General features: G+C 54.8%; 17 protein-coding genes. 12 read left to right on the forward strand and 5 right to left on the reverse strand.

The features are described 5' to 3' along the window. Positions 1–8 precede the first annotated feature (8 nt). The 5 genes from KIF87_RS15175 to hrpB all read right to left on the reverse strand — a co-directional run bounded on the left by KIF87_RS15175 (position 9) and on the right by hrpB (position 9,337). Entirely contained in the window at positions 9–2,486 is a 2,478-nt protein-coding gene (locus KIF87_RS15175; RefSeq protein ID WP_213329176.1) for a fimbria/pilus outer membrane usher protein, read from the reverse strand. Positions 2,487–2,506: 20 nt separating this feature from the next. Then, positions 2,507–3,220 (reverse strand): fimbrial biogenesis chaperone, encoded by a 714-nt coding sequence (locus KIF87_RS15180; RefSeq protein ID WP_213329275.1) that lies wholly within the window; start codon positions 3,218–3,220, stop codon positions 2,507–2,509. 42 nt (positions 3,221–3,262) lie between these two features. Continuing rightward, the gene (locus KIF87_RS15185) at positions 3,263–3,835 is read right to left on the reverse strand and encodes a fimbrial protein (RefSeq protein ID WP_249665921.1); all 573 of its coding nucleotides are present in this window, start codon (positions 3,833–3,835) and stop codon (positions 3,263–3,265) included. 343 nt (positions 3,836–4,178) lie between these two features. Then, positions 4,179–6,704 (reverse strand): bifunctional glycosyl transferase/transpeptidase, encoded by a 2,526-nt coding sequence (gene mrcB, locus KIF87_RS15190; protein WP_213329180.1) that lies wholly within the window; start codon positions 6,702–6,704, stop codon positions 4,179–4,181. 203 nt (positions 6,705–6,907) lie between these two features. After that, positions 6,908–9,337, reverse strand: coding sequence for an ATP-dependent helicase HrpB (gene hrpB, locus KIF87_RS15195; protein ID WP_213329181.1), 2,430 nt, complete (start codon positions 9,335–9,337; stop codon positions 6,908–6,910). Positions 9,338–9,410: 73 nt separating this feature from the next. Between hrpB and thpR the strand changes: the two genes are divergently transcribed. From thpR to KIF87_RS15255, 12 genes are all read left to right on the forward strand, one after another. Beyond that, on the forward strand, positions 9,411–9,965 hold the full coding sequence (gene thpR / locus KIF87_RS15200; RefSeq protein WP_213329183.1) for an RNA 2',3'-cyclic phosphodiesterase: 555 nt from the start codon (positions 9,411–9,413) through the stop codon (positions 9,963–9,965). After that, entirely contained in the window at positions 9,955–10,659 is a 705-nt protein-coding gene (gene sfsA / locus KIF87_RS15205) for a DNA/RNA nuclease SfsA (RefSeq protein ID WP_121425046.1), read from the forward strand. Before thpR ends, sfsA begins: the two co-directional genes overlap by 11 nt. 176 nt (positions 10,660–10,835) lie before the next feature. Then, positions 10,836–11,291 carry an RNA polymerase-binding protein DksA gene (gene dksA / locus KIF87_RS15210; RefSeq protein WP_001155232.1) on the forward strand — a complete coding sequence of 152 codons (456 nt, stop codon included), beginning with the start codon at positions 10,836–10,838 and terminating at the stop codon, positions 11,289–11,291. Between the two features lie 59 nt (positions 11,292–11,350). Continuing rightward, a complete protein-coding gene (gene gluQRS / locus KIF87_RS15215; RefSeq protein ID WP_213329185.1) occupies positions 11,351–12,241 on the forward strand; it encodes a tRNA glutamyl-Q(34) synthetase GluQRS in 891 nt (296 codons plus the stop codon). A gap of 42 nt (positions 12,242–12,283) precedes the next feature. After that, on the forward strand, positions 12,284–13,681 hold the full coding sequence (gene pcnB / locus KIF87_RS15220; protein ID WP_213329277.1) for a polynucleotide adenylyltransferase PcnB: 1,398 nt from the start codon (positions 12,284–12,286) through the stop codon (positions 13,679–13,681). Next, on the forward strand, positions 13,678–14,157 hold the full coding sequence (gene folK, locus KIF87_RS15225) for a 2-amino-4-hydroxy-6-hydroxymethyldihydropteridine diphosphokinase (protein WP_213329187.1): 480 nt from the start codon (positions 13,678–13,680) through the stop codon (positions 14,155–14,157). The genes pcnB and folK overlap by 4 nt, the downstream gene beginning before the upstream one ends. Before the next feature lie 124 nt (positions 14,158–14,281). Further along, positions 14,282–15,073 carry a 3-methyl-2-oxobutanoate hydroxymethyltransferase gene (gene panB, locus KIF87_RS15230; RefSeq protein WP_213329188.1) on the forward strand — a complete coding sequence of 264 codons (792 nt, stop codon included), beginning with the start codon at positions 14,282–14,284 and terminating at the stop codon, positions 15,071–15,073. An 11-nt stretch (positions 15,074–15,084) separates the two neighbouring features. Next, positions 15,085–15,936, forward strand: a complete 852-nt coding sequence (gene panC / locus KIF87_RS15235) for a pantoate--beta-alanine ligase (protein WP_213329190.1) — start codon at positions 15,085–15,087, stop codon at positions 15,934–15,936. Positions 15,937–15,967: 31 nt separating this feature from the next. After that, positions 15,968–16,348, forward strand: a complete 381-nt coding sequence (gene panD, locus KIF87_RS15240) for an aspartate 1-decarboxylase (protein WP_006810068.1) — start codon at positions 15,968–15,970, stop codon at positions 16,346–16,348. A 437-nt stretch (positions 16,349–16,785) separates the two neighbouring features. Then, positions 16,786–17,370: a fimbrial protein gene (locus tag KIF87_RS15245; RefSeq protein ID WP_213329192.1), complete on the forward strand. Its 585-nt coding sequence runs from the start codon at positions 16,786–16,788 to the stop codon at positions 17,368–17,370. A 56-nt stretch (positions 17,371–17,426) separates the two neighbouring features. Further along, a complete protein-coding gene (locus KIF87_RS15250) occupies positions 17,427–18,155 on the forward strand; it encodes a fimbrial chaperone (protein WP_502757629.1) in 729 nt (242 codons plus the stop codon). A 50-nt stretch (positions 18,156–18,205) separates the two neighbouring features. Next, the gene (locus tag KIF87_RS15255; protein WP_213329196.1) at positions 18,206–20,800 is read left to right on the forward strand and encodes an outer membrane usher protein; all 2,595 of its coding nucleotides are present in this window, start codon (positions 18,206–18,208) and stop codon (positions 20,798–20,800) included. Positions 20,801–20,808 lie beyond the last annotated feature (8 nt).

Consider the following 20,808-nt stretch of genomic DNA (forward strand, 5'->3'; position numbering starts at 1 on the left):
TACCTCTGTTAATGGCAGTTGACCGTAGCTTTCACGATCCCTGCTGAGCCCTGCGAGGGAAGATCCAGTACTCCCTGACACTGACGATCGCGTTCTTCCCCCCACTGCACGCTAAACGTTGTTTTGCCGGACAGCCCCGTGAGGTAAACCTCACCGTCATCCCCGACGATGGCGGAGGTGCTCTCCAGCGCCACCACAGCCCCAAACGGAACGGGCTTACCCGCATAGAGCAAGGTCACCAGCGCGCGTCGGCCAACGCGAGCATCGAACGTGGCGTGCAGCGCTGCCCCTTTCGTCGGCACGAGATCTAGCGTTGCAGCATCGATATCAATATCCTCCCGATCCTGGGTATTTACGGTGATGACGTTGTGCCGATAGGCCGTCAGAGAGGGCACAATGGCGTTACCAAAACGGTCTGTAGAGATGCCCCGCCCGTTTTGCACTTTGACGTTATCGCCATCCTTAATGTGCACAATGGCGAACGCGTCGCGTACGGGTTGCCCCAGCGTCACGCCATGCTCGTGGGCAACGATTGACCCCTGCGCGCTGTAGTTCCACTGCCGATTATCACCGCCGTAGCTGTACCCCATCCCGACCTCACCGGAAGCGCCACGGTAACGTCCGGACAGGCTGCCGCCGTAGCCGGTATTCTGATTGGCATAGCTCTGCTGCAGGTTGTAGCTCAGCTTATTGTCCTCCAGCGCGGTACCGCCGAGCCCGACCTGATGCGAAACATATCCACCGCTGGCGGTGTTCGCGCTGTAGGTTGCCCAGGAGTCAGGCAGCCACTTTGAGAATGGAATGTTGACCGTCAACGCCATCTGCCGGTCGGTATCGGCGTCCGGCGTGCGGGTCAGGTTGTAGCTTATCGACCAGGTAATATCGCGCCAGCTGGAGCTCAGCCCCGCGCTGACGCTACGCTCATGGCCGTCCATTTCCCAGTAATCCTGCTGATAGCCGTTGAGATAAGCCGAGCCCCAGTCTGAAATGCGCTGGGAAAGGTTTAGCTGCATGCGGCTACGGCGGTTGTTGGTTCTGCGGTAGGTATAGATACCGTCATCGATATTGCTGTCCCGCCGATCGATAGCCTCCTGAAAGGTATAAAACCCCGAGGTGGAGTAGCGGTAGCTGGCAAGCGTGACGGTCGTATCGGTGTCAGGGATATCTTTTGAGTACTGGGCCCGCCACGATAAACCGCTGGCATCGTCACTCCCGTCATCAAACGCGGTACGCGCAGCCGTAAGGTCGACAGATGCGGAGCCGAATTGCCCCAGGTCGGCACCAAGCCCCAGCAGCAGCGCATGATATAGTGACGCACCCAGCGCGCCGGTATAGGCCGTGACGCCGTAAGGCAGACCATAGATTGCCGTACCCTGCGCAAAGGTGGGTTCATCTTCCCCTTCGTTACCGCGATAGCGCCCTGCTGCCAGCGAGTACTTAAAACCGCCTTCTCGCTGTAGCACCGGCACCGACGCGCTGGCCTGAATGAAGCTGTGCTCGCTGCCATCCGCCTCTTCGACGGTCACTTCCAGATCGGCTCCGGAAGTCACCTGGCTCAAATCGCGGATCTCAAAAGGCCCTGGCGAGACGTTTGTCTGATAGATGGTGTAGCCGTTTTGCTTGATGGTGACTTTCGCGTCGCTATTCGCAATACCCCGCACAACGGGCGCAAAGCCTTGCTGGCTGACGGGCAGCATAGCGGTATCCGTTTCCAGCTTCACGCCGGTCATCTGGACGCTGTCAAAAAGCTCGCCATTAGTATACGTCTGCCCCATCTCAAGCTGGCTTTTCAACGCTTTAATGTCACGCTGCAAAGTGCTGGCGATGGCCTCCCAGCCGGACGCATTGCTCCAGGTGCTGTTATTGCGCAGTCGCCACGGGCCAAGATTCATTCCAGACTCCAGACCCAGCCAGGTCGAAGAGGTGTTGCCCGAGCTGTAGTGCTGCTGAGAGCCGCTGAGCTGATAGCTTGTCCAGGCGGCAGGTGCGCCGTCATCCCAGAATTTCGGGTTTATCGCGCCAGCGACGGCCCGATCGCGGTAGATCTGCGGAATGACCAGCTTCAGGGTCTGGTTATCCTGATCGTAATCGTAGCGTGCATTTTCAATGAAATGAGAGATATCCCGAACGTAAGCCTCGTCGTCCAGCGCCTTTAAATCCGGGATCGTGTCGACCTTAACGCCGTATTCGCGCAGGTCCGCTTTGGTCAGCTCCGGCAGCAGATGCTGTTTGTCGTCAGAAAGCACATAGGTGAGCGTACGTGTATCCAGCACGTCCCGATCCCACATAATCGTCGTGGGGTAGCTTCCTGCAAGTAAGCCATTATCATTGATGAAATTTTTAAGCGTGGAGGTATTTTCGAGAGGGGTATCCAGTTCAAGGATCCGCAGGTTGAATTCGTCATCCGCACTTGCAGGCTGGATCGCGGCGAGCAGCGCCAGCGCGATCCCGGACAGTACCTGTTTGTGAAGTAAAGATGACGACATAACGTACCAACATGATCGATTTAAAGAGCCTGCTTGCGTTGAGGAGTCTGGGCGCCGAAATCATTAATAGCCGTCCAGGTCACCGCGCCATTTGCCGCTTTTGGTAGCGCGAAACTCTGCTTGCTAAACGGTGCAACCATCATTGAAATGGCACCCGGCGTGGTTTTGGTCTCTTTCACCGGTACGCTTTTCCCGCCAACGGCCAGTTCGCCAAAAGAGACGTAAAAAGGCGTAGGGTTGTTTGCAATTAGCGTCTCACCCTGACGATGGAACGTGATTTTTTCATAGGCCCCCAGCGCATCGGCTTCCTTCAGCTGAGCGGGACGCCAGAAAAGCTTCAGGCGCGTTTTCATTGCAAACTGCAGCGTGTTTTTCTCTTTCAGATCGGGAGACAGAGCAGAGACGGATTTCACGTTCGCCAGAAACAGTGATTCGCGGTCTGCCGGCAGGCTGTTTTTATCGCCGGTAAAAATAACGTGTAACAGCGTCTGACGATTTTCCTGCAACTTATAGACAGGCGGCGTAATAATAAAGGGAGCCTTTGCATCATTGGGATAACTGACCCAGCTTTGCACCAGATAACGCGTATGAGGATCTTTATTTTTAAGTGCGATTTGTACTTCAGATTTATTCGATGGATAAATAATTCGCGTACCACCGAGAACAACGCTTGCCTGCACTGAACAGCAAGAAATAATTAAACAACCACATAACAATTTAAATAACGTCTTCATACAGCGTTCCAGAAGGCAGCCTTTCAGGCTGCCAGTCATTGTTTAGCGATAGACAACCTCAAATGTGGCTGAGGAGGAGTAATGACCCGCGGTTGGCGCGGTATCACCGACCAGAATTACTTTCGCGGTGTAGTTAAAGACAGAAGCCGCTGCGCCGGTCGCATCGTTAGCCACGTCGGTGCCTGCATCCGGTATTGAACCGTCAAAGAGCACATCGCCTTTGCCGCCGTTTTCATTGCTGACAGTGATGCCAACGTTAGTGGCATTGCCTGCGCCGGAGAGATCGTTCTTCAAACGCTTGTACGCTGCATCTGTCGTTGTGCCGCTGAACTTGAGGTTCAGTTTGGCGACCAGCGGGTCACATTTTTTCACTTCAATCTTGAAGGCCTTGGATGTTCCCACGGTACCGTCAGCGCCAAAGTCCGAAGGATAGGTATCCGCGAACGTGACGGTTGATGCGTTGGTACCTGAGCCATCAACGTTAATTTCGCAGGTATCGGCAACAATTTTTCCGGCGAAGTTCACCGTACCGGAATCGTTCGATGCGAATACAGGCAGAGACACCGCAGCCATAAGGCTTCCGGCCAGGAACGAAGAAACAACATATTTATTCATGATAATATCCTTATATATATCGATGTAGACATCCATTCCCGCAAAAAAACGAGCGTCAGAATGTTATGCAAGTTTTCACGCCAATCACGACCAAATATCTACCAATGAGATATTCTATGAGGCCGGTGGATTTGTTGAGGAGATTACATCAGATTATTCTTGCACGTGTCCAGAGTGGAAAATAACAGACCAAATAAAAATCATCGCAAGTTTATGTTTTAAATGACAAAACCAAGTACTTAATAATTCTTAAATCTGAATTTAATAATTTTAAAATATTAATAAATGTAAAAAACAAAAAAAGCCGCTTTATTATAAAGCGGCTTTTTATTCAGGAAACTAATTAGTTCCCGCCAAACATGTCCTTAATCCAGCCGGCTACGCCATCGCTGTCTTTCTTCTCATTCTGCTGCTGCGGCTGTTGCGGCTGCGGCTGCTGTGGCTGAGAAGACTGGTCGAACGGGTTGCCCGTCGGCTGTTCAGGCTGGCTTTGCTGGCACAGCGAGTCCGGGTTGGCCGTCCAGACCGGCAGGGTACGCATCCCGCCGCCGCAGACGAAGTTACCGGAACTGTCCACGCCCATATCCACGATATCTTCCGGCGCAACCAGATTCAGCGGAACCGGAGACTGATTGGCCAGATAACGCTGGTAAATCGACATCGCCCCGCTCGCCCCGTACAGTTTGGTCGGCTGGTTGTTGTCGCGGCCTACCCAGGTGATCACCACTTCACGGCCATCAATACCGGCAAACCAGGTATCGACGTTGTTGTTAGTGGTCCCGGTTTTACCCGCAAGATGCAGACCCGGATACTTCGCACCCAGCTGACGCCCGGTACCGCGCTGCACAACCTGCTGCATCGTCCACAGCGTCATATAGGCGGCCTGAGCAGGAACGGCACGCTCCGCCTGCGGGAAGCTCTGATACAGCACAGAGCCATCTTCGGCAATCACCGAACGCAGGGCAGACAGCGGTGCGCGGTTGCCCCCGCTGGCAATGGTCTGGAATGCCTGCGCCACTTCGATCGGCGTCAGGTTAAGCGCACCGAGGATCATCGCCGGCACCGGGTGCAGCTGATCTTTCGGCACGCCCAGTTTTTGCCAGGTGTCGACAATCGCTGGCAGTCCCAGCGACATGCCCAGGTTCACCGTTGGCACGTTCATGGAACGCGTTAACGCATCCACCAGCATGACCTGACCGCTGAACTGTTTATCATCGTTCTGCGGCGACCAGACCTGGCCGTTAGGCTGGCGCAGGGAGATCGGCGCATCCGCAATCCAGGTATTCAGGCGATACTGATTTGGCTGACTCAGGGCAGTGAGGTAGGTTGCCGGTTTTGCCAGAGAGCCGATTGAGCGACGCGCCTGCATGGCGCGGTTGTAGCCCGCATACTGCGGCTCGGCACCGCCCACCATGGCGCGAACTTCGCCGGAGTTACGGTCAACCACCACCATCGCGGTTTCAAGATCGGAGAGCTTACGCTGTTTCTTCAGCGCCGGAATGCCTTCCACCGCCGCTTTTTCTGCCGCATCCTGCGCCACGGAATCAAAGGTGGTGAAGATCTTCACGCCGGAGAGATCTTTCACCTTATCACCAAGCTTGCTTTGCAGCTCCTGACGCACCAGCTGCATAAACGCAGGCTGAGGCGAAATCACGCCGCCGCGCGGCTGAACGCCGAGCGGACGCGCGCTCAGCATGTCGTACAGCTCCTGGTCAATCACCTGCTGCTGTTGCAGCAGACGCAGCACCAGGTTACGACGCTCCAGCGCCAGTTTCGGGTTACGCCACGGGTTATAAATGGACGCCCCTTTCACCATGCCCACCAGCAGAGCCTGCTGGTCCAGGCTCAGCTCTTCCACCGGACGACCAAAGTAGTACAGGCTCGCCAGCGGGAAGCCGCGGATTTCGTTATCGCCGCTCTGACCGAGGTACACCTCGTTCATGTACAGCTCAAGGATACGATCCTTGCTGTAGCGCGCATCCATCAGCACGGCCATGTAGGCTTCGTTCGCTTTACGCCAGTAAGAGCGTTCGCTGGAGAGGAACAGGTTCTTCACCAGCTGCTGAGTCAGCGTACTCGCCCCCTGCACGGTACGACCGGCAGTCAGGTTAGCCAGCACCGCACGACCAATCGAGTAGAGGCTGATGCCATCGTGCTCGTAGAAGTGACGGTCTTCGGTTGCCAGCAGAGTATCGACCAGCAGATCCGGGAAGCCGTTACGCGCCACGAACAGGCGCTGCTCGCCGTTTGCCGACGAAAGCATGGTGATCAGGCGCGGATCGAGACGGAAGAAACCGAACTGACGGTTGTTATCCATGTTCTCGATGGTGTCCAGACGATCGCCGTCAAAGGTCAGACGCGCGCGCACCTGCCCCTCTTTGCTGTCCGGGAAATCAAACGGACGACGGATCATCTCAATGCTGTTGGACTGCACGGTAAATTCGCCAGGCCGCGTCATTTTTGACACCTGACGATACTGGGTGGCTTCCAGCAGTTTAACCATCTCGTTCTTAGTGATGGACATATCTGGCTCAAGGTTCACCATACGGCCATACACTGCCGCAGGTAGCTGCCAGACTTTACCGTCGATACGGCTGCGGATCTTCTGATCCAGATACACGCCGTAAATCGCCATCAGCACGACAAAAACAATAAACAGCTTCAGCAGCAGCCAGAACCAGCCGCGCTTGCCCCGAGGCTTACGCCCTTTGCCTTTTCCATTACGCGGCATCGGTTCTTCATCCTCATAATCGTCTTCATAGTCATCGTCATAGTCCTCATCTCTGAGGCGACGACGGCTTACCTTTTCTTTCGCCGGACGCGTTGGTTTTCCCTTACGTCCTATTGGCTCGCGGTCATTCCCCGCCATGCTTTTTCTCCGCAACTTTCAGGCGCAAAGGCCAGATTTTCTTTTCTTTCACAGGCCTGTGAAAGAAGAAATCTCTCAAAATAAACAGCAAGACTTTCCTGTCAGGAAAGTCTTTAGTGTTTTCTCCCTCTCCCCGTGGGAGAGGGCTGGGGTGAGGGCATCAGGCCGCACTTTTCAGGCCGCACTCCCCTCTTTCACCTAACTTACGAATATTTCTTCGTTCGCCGCGTCGGCGCCGTATTCGCCGGATCGTCCGGCCAGACATGTTTGGGGTATCGCCCCTTCATCTCTTTCTGCACTTCACGGTAGCTTCCCGCCCAGAACGCCCCCAAATCTCGGGTGATTTGTAATGGACGATGCGCAGGCGACAGCAGCTCAAGCACTAACGGCACGCGCCCTTCCGAAATGGACGGCGTGGTGGCCTCACCAAACATCTCCTGCATCCGAACCGCCAGCGCTGGCGGATTATCCTCATGATAACGGATGGCAATCCGGCTTCCGGTCGGCACAGTGTAATGCCCTGGCAGTTCACTATCCAGACGTTGACGTAATGACCAGTCCAGTAAATTCTGTAACGCTGTCTTAACATCAAGCGCCTTAAGGGCTCGCAGAGAGTGCACGCCGCTCATTTGCGGCAGTAGCCAGCGCTCAAGCGTAGCAAGCAGCGTCTCGTCATCCACCGCGGGCCAACCGTATTCCGGTAGCCACTTCGCGGCGCAGTGCAGACGAATGCGGTACTGCTCGGCTTCCGGCGTCCAGTTCAGGGCGCTCAGCCCTTTTTCCCGAATGCCGTTCAGCATGGCCTTATGAAGCTCTTCTTCCGACGGCTTTGCCAGCGGCTTCGTCCCTAACGTCAACTTTCCAATCTGGCTGCGACGAAACGCCTTCAGCGTACCCTGGGCGTCATCCCATTCCACGGTATCAGATTGCTGAAGCAGCTGCGGGCAGGCACGCGTCAGGGCGTCAATCTCTACGGCAATCGCCTGCAGGATACGCGCATCCGGGGAATGGCTGCCCTGAAGCAACAGCGGGGCGATCAGCCATTCGTGACGCGTCAGCGCATCATCGCTGTCCAGCATCGCCCCCATGCCGTTTGCCAGCTGGTAGCGACCGTCCAGCCCGCGCCGACGCGCGATCCTGTCCGGGAAGGCCTGTGCCAGCAGGAAGCCAATCTTATCGCTGTCAGGCGATCCTCCCCGGCTATTCAGACGTTTGCTCAGCTGCTGCGCCCGCTGCTGCCAGTTCCCCTGACTGCGCGAAAACGCCTGCCCCAGATCGCTGCTGCCACCGCGAGGCGGCTCCTCAAGAATAGCCGCCAGTTTTGCCGCCGTGGCAATTTCATCATCCCCTTGCGCGGCCACCAGCATCGCGGCCAGACGCGGATCGTTGCCCAGCGCCGCCATTTTCTGGCCGCGCGCCGTCAGACGCTCGCCTTCCAGCGCGCCGAGCTGGGTCAGCAACGTGCGCGCAGCGGTGAGGTTTACGACAGGGGGAGGATTAAGCCAGGTAAGCTGATCAGGGTTCGGGCAGCCCCACTGAAGCAGATCCATCACCAGGCCAGACAAATCGCTTTGTAAAATTTCCGGGGTGCTTTGCTGTGCTGCGCGTTCCGCCTGTTCCGCGCTGGTCAAATGCAGGCAGATACCCGGTTCAAGACGCCCCGCGCGGCCCGCGCGCTGCACCATCGACGCCTGGCTAATGCGCTGCGTCAGGAGTTTCGTCAGCCCGGTACGCGGGTCAAAGCTTGCCACCCTCTCCTGCGCGCTATCCACCACCAGACGAATGCCTTCAATGGTCAAACTGGTTTCAGCAATGTTGGTTGCCAGCACCACCTTGCGCTGCCCTACCGGGGCCGGAAGGATGGCTTTACGCTGCTCCTGTAGCGACAACGCGCCGTAGAGCGGGCAAAGCAGCACCTCGCCGCCTACGCGGGCAGAAAGCTGCTCCTGCACGCGCTGGATTTCACCGACGCCCGGCAAAAACAGCAGCAGGGAACCGGGCTCCTGGCGCAGCAGCTCAGCGGTGGCAATAGCGACGGCCTCGTCAAAACGCTGATGGGAGGGAAGCGGTTGATAGCGGCGTTCAACCGGAAACGCCCGCCCCTCTGAGCTGATGACCGGCGCATCGGGTAATGCCTGTCGTAGCCGCTCGTTATCCAGCGTGGCCGACATAATAAGCAGCCGGAGATCGTCGCGCAGCCCCTGCTGCACATCCAGCAACAGGGCGAGGGCCAGATCCGCCTGCAGGCTGCGCTCGTGGAACTCATCCAGGATCACCAGCCCGACGCCGGTCAGCTCCGGATCGTTTTGCAGCATGCGGGTGAGAATACCCTCGGTGACCACTTCAAGACGCGTGGTCGGGCCAACGCAGGTCTCGGCACGCATCCTGTAACCTACCGTTTCGCCCGGTTTTTCATTCAGCAGTTCCGCCAAACGCTGCGCCACGTTGCGCGCGGCCAGCCTGCGCGGCTCCAGCAGGATAATTTTCCCGCTGATGTTTCCGTCTTTCAGAATCTGCAGCGGCAGCCAGGTGGACTTCCCCGCGCCCGTAGGGGCATTCAGCAAAACCTGCGGGGCATGGTGTAAGGCAGCGAGAAGCTCAGGAAGAATGACGGCGACCGGCAATGAGGACACTAACAGCTCCAGAGGGTTAACATTAGTCGGCGTACATTGTAGCATCGGCGCATATCATTACCGAGTCCTCCCTATGCCTGAGTCGAAACGGCTGTTTTTTGCCATTGAATTGCCCACCGCGATACAGCGTCAAATTGTTCGCTGGCGCGCCGATTGCTTCCCGCCGGAGGCAGGCCGCCCTGTCGCGGCGGCCAACCTGCACCTGACGCTGGCCTTTTTGGGCGACGTCAGTGCCGAAAAGCAGCGGGCGTTAGCCGCAATGGCCGGGCGTATTGCCCAGCCGGAATTTACGCTGCACCTCGACGACGCGGGTCAGTGGCTGCGTTCGCGCGTGGTCTGGCTGGGCACGCGCCAGCCACCGCGCGGATTATTGCAGCTGGCGAATATGCTGCGCGCGCAGGCGGCTCGCAGCGGCTGTTATCAGAGCCCACAGCCGTTTCATCCCCATATCACGCTGCTGCGCGATGCCGGTCAGGCCGTTGCCATCCCGCCGCCGGGTTTTCACTGGGCCTTTCCGGTCAACGGATTCGCGCTTTACGAATCCGTCTTTGCACAGGGACGCACCCGCTATACGCCGCTACAGCGCTGGACGCTGGGCAACACCGAAAGGAATTCTGATGAAGTTTAGTCCTCCCCTGCAGCACGCTACGCTTATCCAACGCTACAAACGCTTCCTCGCCGACGTGATCACCCCCGAAGGGGTACAACTCACCCTGCACTGCCCCAATACCGGTGCTATGACGGGCTGTGCGACGCCGGGTGACAGGGTCTGGTATTCCACATCAGAAAATACTAAACGCAAATATGCCCATACCTGGGAAATGACCGAAACCCAAAATGGGGCATTTATTTGCGTTAACACCCTGCGCGCAAATCAACTGGTTAAGGAAGCGCTGACCCACGGCACAATTCCTGAACTGGTAGGATACGGCACGCATAAAAGTGAAGTGAAATATGGCGATGAAGGCAGCAGAATTGACTTCATGTTACAGGCGGAAGATAGGCCGGAGTGCTATATTGAAGTGAAATCAGTGACGTTAGCGGAACAGGAAAATGGCTACTTCCCGGATGCGGTAACGCTACGTGGCCAGAAGCATCTGCGAGAGCTAATGAGTGTTGCGGCGGCGGGCAAACGCGCCGTATTGCTGTTTGCAGTGTTGCATTCAGCCATTGAACGTTTCTCCCCTGCCCGCCATATTGATCCTAAATACGCGCAATTGTTGAATGAGGCACAAAAGCAGGGGGTAGAGGTTTTCGCTTATAAAGCGGAACTTTCTGCCGATAATATGACTCTGATATCCTCTCTTCCCATTGTCTTATAAGGGATTAGACGATTGACGATTAAGTGTTCTGGCCGCGTGCGCAAATACGCTTTTCCTCACAGGCTTGTCAAGTGTTACGTTTAGATAATTGCCATCCGGAAAAGCATCTGCTATTTATAGCGACCTGATTTTTCCCCCAACACGGGGATCGATAGTGCGTGTTAAGGAGAAGCAACATGCAAGAAGGGCAAAACCGTAAAACATCGTCCCTGAGTATTCTCGCCATCGCTGGGGTGGAGCCGTATCAAGAGAAGCCGGGCGAAGAGTATATGAACGAAGCCCAGCTGTCGCACTTCAAGCGTATTCTTGAAGCATGGCGTAATCAACTCAGGGATGAAGTCGATCGCACCGTTACTCATATGCAGGATGAAGCTGCTAACTTCCCGGATCCGGTAGACCGTGCCGCTCAGGAAGAAGAGTTCAGCCTCGAACTGCGTAACCGTGACCGCGAACGCAAACTGATCAAAAAGATCGAGAAAACGCTGAAAAAAGTCGAAGACGAAGATTTTGGCTACTGCGAATCCTGCGGTGTTGAAATCGGTATTCGTCGCCTGGAAGCGCGTCCAACCGCCGATCTGTGCATCGACTGTAAAACGCTGGCCGAAATCCGCGAAAAACAGATGGCCGGTTAACACCAGCGCTGTTTACACACTTCAAAGGCGGGAGTCTCTCCCGCCTTGTTACTGTTGATATGTCTGAATCACACTATATTGGGCGCTTCGCGCCATCTCCTTCCGGTGAATTACACTTCGGCTCATTAATTGCCGCGCTCGGCAGCTACCTGCAGGCTCGCGCCCGCCTGGGAAAATGGCTCGTACGCATTGAAGATATTGACCCTCCACGTGAAGTTCCCGGTGCTGCAGAGACGATTCTGCGTCAGCTGGAACATTACGGTCTTCACTGGGATGACGAGGTGCTCTGGCAGTCAAAACGTCACGAGGCTTATCGGGAACGTCTGGCCTGGCTTCGCGATCGGGGGCTTTCCTATAACTGCACCTGCACCCGCGCGCGTATCCAGAGCGTGGGTGGCGTTTATGACGGCCACTGCCGCACGCTTAATCTTCCCCAGGAAAATGCCGCCGTACGTATAAAGCAGCGTGCCCCGGTAACGCACTTTACCGATCTCCTCTCCGGTGAGGTTCATGCCGATGAACGTCTGGCGCGTGAGGATTTTATTATTCACCGCCGTGACGGCCTGTTTGCCTATAACCTGGCGGTGGTCGTCGACGATCGTTTCCAGGGCGTGACGGAAATTGTGCGCGGAGCAGACCTGGTCGAACCGACCGTGCGACAAATATCGCTCTATCATCAGTTTGGCTGGACGGCACCGGACTACATTCATCTGCCGCTGGCGGTCAATGCGCAGGGCTTTAAATTGTCAAAGCAGAACCACGCCCCGGCCCTGCCAGACGGCGATCCGCGTCCTGTTTTGATCGACGCGCTGCGATTTCTCAACCAGAATGTAACCAACGAATGGCAGGATCTGCGTATTGACGAACTGCTGAAAATGGCCGTTGCCAACTGGACGCTCGCGGCAGTGCCAAAAATCCAGCATTCTCAAATGCGTTGCGCTGAGCTATGATTAGCCGCTTTTTTCATAACAAAACACACTACGAGGTGTACCATTTTTACCCGAGTCGCTAATTTTTGCCGTAAAGTGCTAAGCCGCGAAGAGAGCATGGCGAACGATGCTATTGCACAGCCACACATGTCGGTTATTCCGCGTGAGCAGCACACTATTTCCCGCAAAGATATCAGTGAAAATGCCCTCAAGGTGCTCTATCGTCTGAATAAAGCGGGCTACGAGGCCTACCTCGTGGGCGGTGGAGTGCGTGATTTACTGCTGGGCAAAAAACCAAAAGATTTCGACGTGACGACCAGCGCCACGCCTGAGCAGGTGCGCAAATTATTCCGTAACTGCCGTCTTGTTGGCCGCCGTTTCCGTCTGGCTCACGTGATGTTTGGGCCGGAAATTATCGAAGTGGCGACCTTCCGTGGCCACCACGAAGCGGGCGTATCGGATCGCACGACGTCACAGCAGGGCCAGAACGGCATGCTGCTGCGGGATAACATCTTCGGCTCCATCGAAGAAGATGCCCAGCGCCGCGATTTCACCATCAACAGCCTTTACTACAGCGTGGCGGATTTCACCGTACGCGATTACGTCGGCGGCATGCAGGACCTGAAAGAAGGTCTGATCCGTCTGATCGGCACGCCGGAAACGCGCTATCGTGAAGATCCCGTGCGTATGCTGCGCGCCGTGCGTTTCGCCGCCAAGCTGGATATGCGCATCAGCCCGGAAACGGCAGAGCCGATTCCGCGTCTGGCTACGCTGATTAACGACGTGCCGCCTGCCCGCCTGTTCGAAGAGGCGCTGAAGCTGCTGCAGGCCGGCCACGGCTTTGAAACCTATAAACTGCTGCGTGAATACAACCTGTTCCAGCCGCTGTTCCCGACCATTACCCGCTACTTCACCGAAAGCGGTGACAGCCCAATGGAGCGGATGATTGCGCAGGTGCTGAAAAATACCGATACCCGTATTCGCAACGACATGCGCGTCAATCCGGCGTTCCTGTTTGCGGCGATGTTCTGGTATCCGCTGCTGGAAACGGCCCAGCGCATCACCCAGGAGAGCGGGCTCGCCTACTATGATGCCTTCGCGCTGGCCGCAAACGACGTGCTGGACGAAGGGTGCCGTACGCTCGCTATTCCGAAACGTATTACCACGCTGGTGCGCGATATCTGGCAGCTTCAGCTGCGCATGTCCCGTCGTCAGGGCAAACGCGCCTGGAAGCTGATGGAGCATCCAAAATTCCGCGCCGCCTTCGATCTGCTGTCGCTGCGTGCTGAAATTGAACGCAATCAGGAGCTGCAGCGCCTGTCCCAGTGGTGGGCCGAATTCCAGGTTTCCGCCCCGCCGGAGCAGAAAGATATGCTCACCGGGCTGGATGAAGAGCCGGAACCGCGTCGCCGCCATCGTCGTCCGCGTAAGCGCGCGCCACGTCGTGAAGGGACAGCATGACCCTCGCGTACATCGCCGTCGGCAGTAATTTAGCCTCTCCGCTGGAGCAGGTTAACGCTGCCGTACAGGCGCTGGGCGAGATCCCTCAGAGCCGGGTCGTGGCGGTCTCCTCTTTCTACCGTACCCCGCCGCTGGGTCCGCAGGATCAGCCTGATTACCTCAATGCCGCCGTGGTGCTTGAAACCGCTCTTAGTGCCGAAACGCTGCTGGACAATACCCAGCGCATCGAACTGCAGCAGGGCCGCGTACGCAAAGAAGAACGCTGGGGACCGCGCACGCTGGACCTCGACATTATGCTGTTTGGTCACGAGACCATTAACACTGAACGTCTCACCGTTCCGCATTACGACATGAAAAATCGCGGGTTTATGCTCTGGCCGCTGTTTGAAGTCGCCCCCGCTCTCCTCTTCCCGGACGGCATCTCGCTCAAGTCAATTCTGGACGGCCTCAACGCGGAAAAACCCGCCCGCTGGTGATCAGATTCCCCCTGCCGATTAGCCTCAAAATAATTGTGGCTAATCGGTTACCTAAAATCATTGTTCCCTCGAATGTTACTGTTAGAATGCGCAAAGATTCGCTTTTGGGCTATCAGGAAACAGTATGAAACCAACCACCATCTCCTTACTGCAGAAATGCAAACAGGAAAAAAAACGCTTCGCCACCATCACCGCGTATGACTACAGCTTCGCCAAACTCTTTGCCGAAGAGGGTATCAACGTCATGCTGGTCGGAGATTCGTTAGGGATGACGGTACAAGGACATGATTCCACCCTGCCGGTCACGGTTGAGGATATCGCTTACCATACCCGCGCCGTGCGCCGTGGTGCCCCAGCCTGCCTGCTGCTCTCCGATCTGCCGTTTATGGCCTACGCCACGCCGGAGCAGGCATTCGAAAACGCGGCAGCGGTCATGCGCGCCGGGGCCAATATGGTCAAAATTGAAGGCGGCGCCTGGCTGGTGGAGACGGTGAAGATGCTCACCGAACGCGCCGTGCCGGTGTGCGGCCATTTGGGTCTGACGCCGCAGTCCGTCAACATCTTTGGTGGCTATAAGGTACAGGGCCGCGGTGACGCCGCCCAGAGGCTGTTTGATGATGCCCTGGCGCTGGAAGCCGCAGGCGCGCAGCTGCTGGTGCTGGAGTGCGTGCCGGTTGAGCTGGCGAAGCGTATTACTGAAGCACTGTCGATTCCGGTGATCGGTATTGGCGCGGGCAACGTGACCGACGGTCAGATTCTGGTGATGCACGACGCCTTTGGCATCACCGGCGGGCATATTCCGAAGTTTGCCAAAAATTTCCTCACCGAAGCGGGCGACATGCGCGCTGCGGTCAGGCAGTATATTGCCGACGTTGAATCCGGTGTTTACCCGGGTGAAGAACACAGTTTCCATTAAGGAGTCTCGTTGTGCTAATCATTGAAACCCTGCCGCTGCTGCGCCAGCATATTCGTCGTGCGCGTCAGGAAGGTAAACGTATCGCACTGGTCCCGACCATGGGCAACCTGCATGACGGCCATATGAAGCTGGTCGATGAAGCAAGAGCCCGTGCAGATATCGTGGTGGTCAGTATCTTCGTTAACCCAATGCAGTTTGACCGCGCCGACGATCTGGCACGCTATCCGCGCACCCTGCAGGAAGATTGCGAGAAGCTCAAAAAACGCCATGCGGATATTGTCTTCTCTCCGGCGCCGGCGGACGTGTATCCGCAGGGTACGGAAGAGGCCACTTACGTTGATGTACCGGGCATTTCCACCATGCTGGAAGGCGCTAGCCGCCCGGGTCATTTCCGCGGCGTGTCGACCATCGTCAGCAAGCTGTTCAACCTGGTGCAGCCAGACGTTGCCTGCTTCGGTGAGAAAGATTTCCAGCAGCTGGCGCTGATCCGCAAAATGGTTGCGGATATGGGTTACGATATTGAGATTGTCGGCGTGCCGATTGTACGTGCCAAAGACGGTCTGGCGCTCAGCTCGCGAAATGGCTACCTGACCGCTGAACAGCGTAAAATCGCGCCGGGCTTAAGCAAGGTCATGAACGCCATGGCGGAGCAGGTTCTGGCAAAAGAGTTGACCGTCGAAGAGATCGTCGCCCTCGCCGAACAGGCGCTGAACGATAAAGGCCTTCGCGCTGACGACGTACAAATTCGTGATGCTGATACGCTGCTGGAATTTACTGAAACCAGCAAGCGTGCGGTGATCCTGGTAGCGGCATGGCTTGGCCAGGCTCGTCTGATTGATAATAAAGTGGTTGAGCTGGCGTAGTTCTCGCCCTTGATAATGAAAGGTAAACGTAATGATTCGCAAAATGCTGCAAGGTAAGCTTCACCGTGTGAAAGTCACCCAGGCCGACCTGCACTATGAAGGCTCCTGCGCCATTGACCAGGATTTCCTCGATGCTGCGGGGATCCTTGAAAACGAAGCGATTGATATCTGGAACGTGAATAACGGCAAACGTTTCTCAACCTACGCCATTGCCGCCGAGCGCGGGTCTAAAATCATCTCCGTTAACGGCGCGGCAGCGCACTGCGCGGACGTGGGTGATATTGTGATTATCGCCAGCTTCGTGATGATGTCTGATGAAGAGGCGCGTCGCTGGCAGCCAAAAGTGGCCTACTTCGAAGGCGACAACGACATGAAACGTACCGCGAAGGCGATCCCGGTTCAGGTGGCTTAATCTTTCCAGGGGGGTTGTCTGATTGAACGCCCCCCTTCTCTGCTATTCCCTTATTTATTTATTCCTTTCTCCTTTAATAACTCCCCCCACAACGCCAAACTCACAATTACCCTTTACGTTCTCACACGTACACCCGAGAGTATTTATTACCCTCTCACCATAGTTTTTAAAATAAATAATATTATTTATTAGCTTCTTCCGAAGTGTAATAAGTATATCTCGAAGAGATTATTTAGTCCAGTAACAGACTTTTCACTCCCAGCCGCTAATGGCCATAAGCCATTGTTTTACAATAATTTATTCAAGTAATTATTTCTTTTACAATATCAATTAAAGACAAGTCGTTATACAGAAAATAAAAAGGAAATATAGTTACCTCGTTTCATTGAAACACTATTTTCATTAATGACTTCTTTTATATACAAAATGGATTAACGATGTTTAAGAAAACAATTCTGGCTACGACTGTAGCCGTAATGGCAATGGGTTCTGTATCAGCAATGGCGGCGGATGTTGGCCTGATCACCTTTGATGGCGCGGTAACAGATACCACTTGCGTTATCACCACTAACAACGGCGTGGAAGCAAACAACGTTACCGTTACTCTGCCAGTAGTTAAAAAGTCAGATGTAGAAGGAACGACCGTTGATAAAGGCGTAGGTTCTAAAGAGTTCGAATTGCACCTGAGCAAGTGTCCAGCCGCCCTGGCTAAAGCCTCTGCAAGCTTCTCTTCGCAGCAGTTCGCTGATCTGTCAAACGGCACCCTGAAAGCGGACCCAACCGTAACGGGCCATGCTGACAACGTGGGTCTGGCGCTGTACAACAACACCGCAGCAAGCTCCGATCGCGTTCTGATTGGTCAGCCAGATAACAATACTCAGGTCGCTGCGCTTACGTCAGGCGAAGGTACCCTGGCGTACCGTGTTGCTTACGTTCCAAGCGCCGACTGGGTGAAAGGCACCAATGACATTGCCTCTGGTAAAGTCAGCAGCAACGTCACCTTCACCATGAGCTACGAATAATCGGCTGATTAAATTCATGCGCTCACGGATGAGGTGGGCGCATTTTTGTTTAATGGATGAATAATATGCGCCTTTTTAAAATCAGTACCACCGCCATTTTAATGAGCGTTGGGTTTACTTTTACCCAATCCGCATTAGCCGATATCGTTATTTCTGGCACTCGCGTGATCTACCCGCAATCAGCAAAAGATGTCACCGTGAATATGGAAAACCGCGGTAATAAACCTTTGCTGGTGCAAACCTGGCTTGATGATGGCCGTGATACCACGAACCCACAAGAGCTGAAACTTCCGTTTATTGTCACGCCACCTGTTTCCCGCGTTGATCCCTCTAAAGGCCAAACGGTGCGTATTACCTGGCTAGGCCAGAACATGCCACAAGATAAAGAGACAATGTACTGGTTCAATGTGCTGGAGGTCCCGCCTAAAGGTAAAAACGCAGACGAGCAAAACGTTCTGCAGCTGGCATTCCGTACCCGAATCAAAATGTTTTTCCGCCCGGATGGGTTAAAAGGCGATCCTGCCGTTGCCGCCGGTCAATTAAAGTGGTCACAGCAAAATAATAAGTTAACTGCCCGCAACGACTCCCCTTATTTTGTTTCTGTCGCAAAGATTGAAGCAAATGTAAACGGTAAAAAAGTCACTATTGATCCGCACTATGTTGAGCCTTTTGCCAGCCAGTCATTCGATATAAAAAATGCCGGTTCAGCACGTGTCGAAAAATTAACGTACACCGCAATCAATGATTTTGGTGGCGCAGAGGCTCACGAATCCTCAGTTAATTGATCGTTCTAAACACAATTTAATTATTAGACGCTAACGGATTAGTGATAGCAATGTTACTTCGCCACTCATTTCTATGTCTTGCCATTTGTGCCGTATTTCAGTCTGCAGCATTTGCTGCGGAGAAAACGGCTGCGCCAACCTTCGGTAGTGAAGAGGTCGAATTCAACGATCAGTTTCTGTTTAATACGGGGACACCGGTCGACGTTAGCCGATTTTCTAAAGGGAACCCCGTCGTTGCTGGTACTTATAAAACTCAAATTCTGCTGAATGGTCAGAGAAAGATCCTGACAGAGTTTACGTTCAAAGATAACGGCACGTCTCGTGCCACGCCTTGCTTTACCTCAAAATTATTAATGCAGATCGGCATCAAAAAAGATGCCTTACATATGAAGCCTGAAAAAGTGGGCGACGAAAGCATCTGCATCAATATTACCCAGTCACTGAACGGCGCATCCTGGGAATATGATTCTGGAACGCAGGAATTAAGCCTCGCGGTGCCGCAAATATACATTGAACGACGCCCGGGGGGTTACGTCGACCCTTCTCTCTGGGAAGAGGGTATTACTGCGGCAATCCTCTCTTACGACCTCAATGCCTGGCATTCAGACAGCGCTTCAGGGGGGCAGGACACCGCCTATGCCGGTTTAAAATATGGCCTGAATATGGGGCCATGGCGCTTGCGTTCTCGCGGCACGCTGAACTGGGACAAAGACGACGGTTCGAGCTATTCCAGCCAGGATATTTACCTGCAAAGGGATATCACCGCCATACGTTCTCAATTGCTGTTAGGTGATTCGTACACGCGTGGTGATACCTTTAATTCAATTAACCTTCGCGGTGTTCGCCTCTATAACGATGACCGCATGCTGCCAGGCGGTATTTCAACTTATGCCCCCGTAATTCGGGGCGTGGCGAAGAGTAACGCAAAAGTCTCTATCACCCAGAGCGGGAACAAGATCTACGAAAGCACCGTCCCACCGGGCGCATTTGAGATCGACGACCTCAGCACCACTGGCTATGGCAGCGATTTGATCGTGACCGTCGAAGAGTCTGATGGCAGCACGCGTACCTTCTCCGTGCCCTACTCTTCCGTCAGCCAGATGCTGCGACCAGGGTATAGCCGTTGGGACGCTGGGGCGGGTGAGCTAAATGATAGTGGTCTGCGCGACAAACCGCGTCTAGGTTATGCGACCGGTTACTACGGTTTAAGCAATACCTTCACCGGGTATGCCGGGCTGCAGTATATGGATACAGGCTACGTATCCGGCTTGCTGGGTCTTGCCATGAACACCGGTATTGGCGCCTTTGCGCTTGATGTCACCCACTCTGATGCCGATATCGACGGTCTGGGTAATCTTACGGGGCAGAGTTACCGGCTTTCCTGGAGCAAGCTCCTTGAAGAGACGAATACCTCTTTCAACGTCGCCGCGTATCGCTTCTCTACTGAAAACTACCTGACGTTGAGCGACGCAGCGTCGCTTTCAGAGGATGTAAAGTACCGGGATACCTCACGTAATCCAAACCATACGGATGAAGACGTCTATAACAGCTTCCAGCGTATGAAAAATCAGATTCAGCTGAACGTCAGCCAGCCCCTTTCAACTGACGGTAAAGATTACGGCTCACTTTACCTGACCGGCAGCTGGCAGGATTACTGGAATAAGTCCAGCTCAACGTCTCAATATTCAATGGGTTATAACAATTCATTCTGGCTCGGTAGCTACAGCGTATCGTTACAACGCAGTTATGATGAATTTGGTGAGAAAGACGACAGCATCTATCTGAGCCTGAGTATCCCCCTGGAAAATCTCCTGGGTTATAAGAAACGCCCGGCCGGTTTCTCCACCGTAAACATGAGCGTCAACTCCGATTTCAAACACAACACGGCATTCAACACCAGCGCCAACGGAAATACGGATGATTACCGCTTTAGCTACAGCGTAAACGCCAGTACCAGCCATGCAGACAATAGCAACATTAGCCAGATTGGCGGATATGGCAGCTATAACAGCGCTTACGGTCCTCTGAACCTGTCGGCATCGGCGTCTGATGACGACAGTCGCCAATACTCGATGAGCTACAGCGGCGGCATGCTGCTTCATTCCGGTGGTATTACGCTGGCGCCTGGCAGTATCGGCGATACCGACACGCTGGCTCTCGTCAGTGCCCCCGGTGCCAAAGGCGCGCATTTGAGCGTGGGTGACGCCGTCATCGGCAGCTCAGGCTACGCCATCATGCCGTATCTGTCGGCTTACCGACAGAACACCGTCGGTATTGATATTGCCAACCTCGAATCCGACGTAGAAGTCAAAAACACCAGCACCATTGCCGTTCCTCGCAGCGGTGCAATTCTGCGCGTTGACTTCGAAACCGATCAGGGCCGCTCGCTGCTTCTGGATCTCCACCGCTCTGACAACAGCTTCATTCCGCTTGGTGCCGACGTTGTTAATGAGAAAGGCATTTCGGTCGGTTCCGTAGGACAGGCGGGCCAGGCTTACGTTCGTGGCGTAGAGGAGAGCGGAACGCTACGCGTGGTCTGGGGTAATGACGCCAACGGTTCGTGTTCCGTTACCTATCGTATTACTGCATTGGCAAAAAAAGTGGGCCTGACAACCCTGCTCACTAACCAGTTGTGCCAGATGTAATGACTTTT

Origin of the sequence: Enterobacter sp. 120016 (assembly GCF_018383635.1) — a bacterium.
Taxonomy (GTDB): Bacteria; Pseudomonadota; Gammaproteobacteria; order Enterobacterales; family Enterobacteriaceae; genus Enterobacter; species Enterobacter asburiae_D.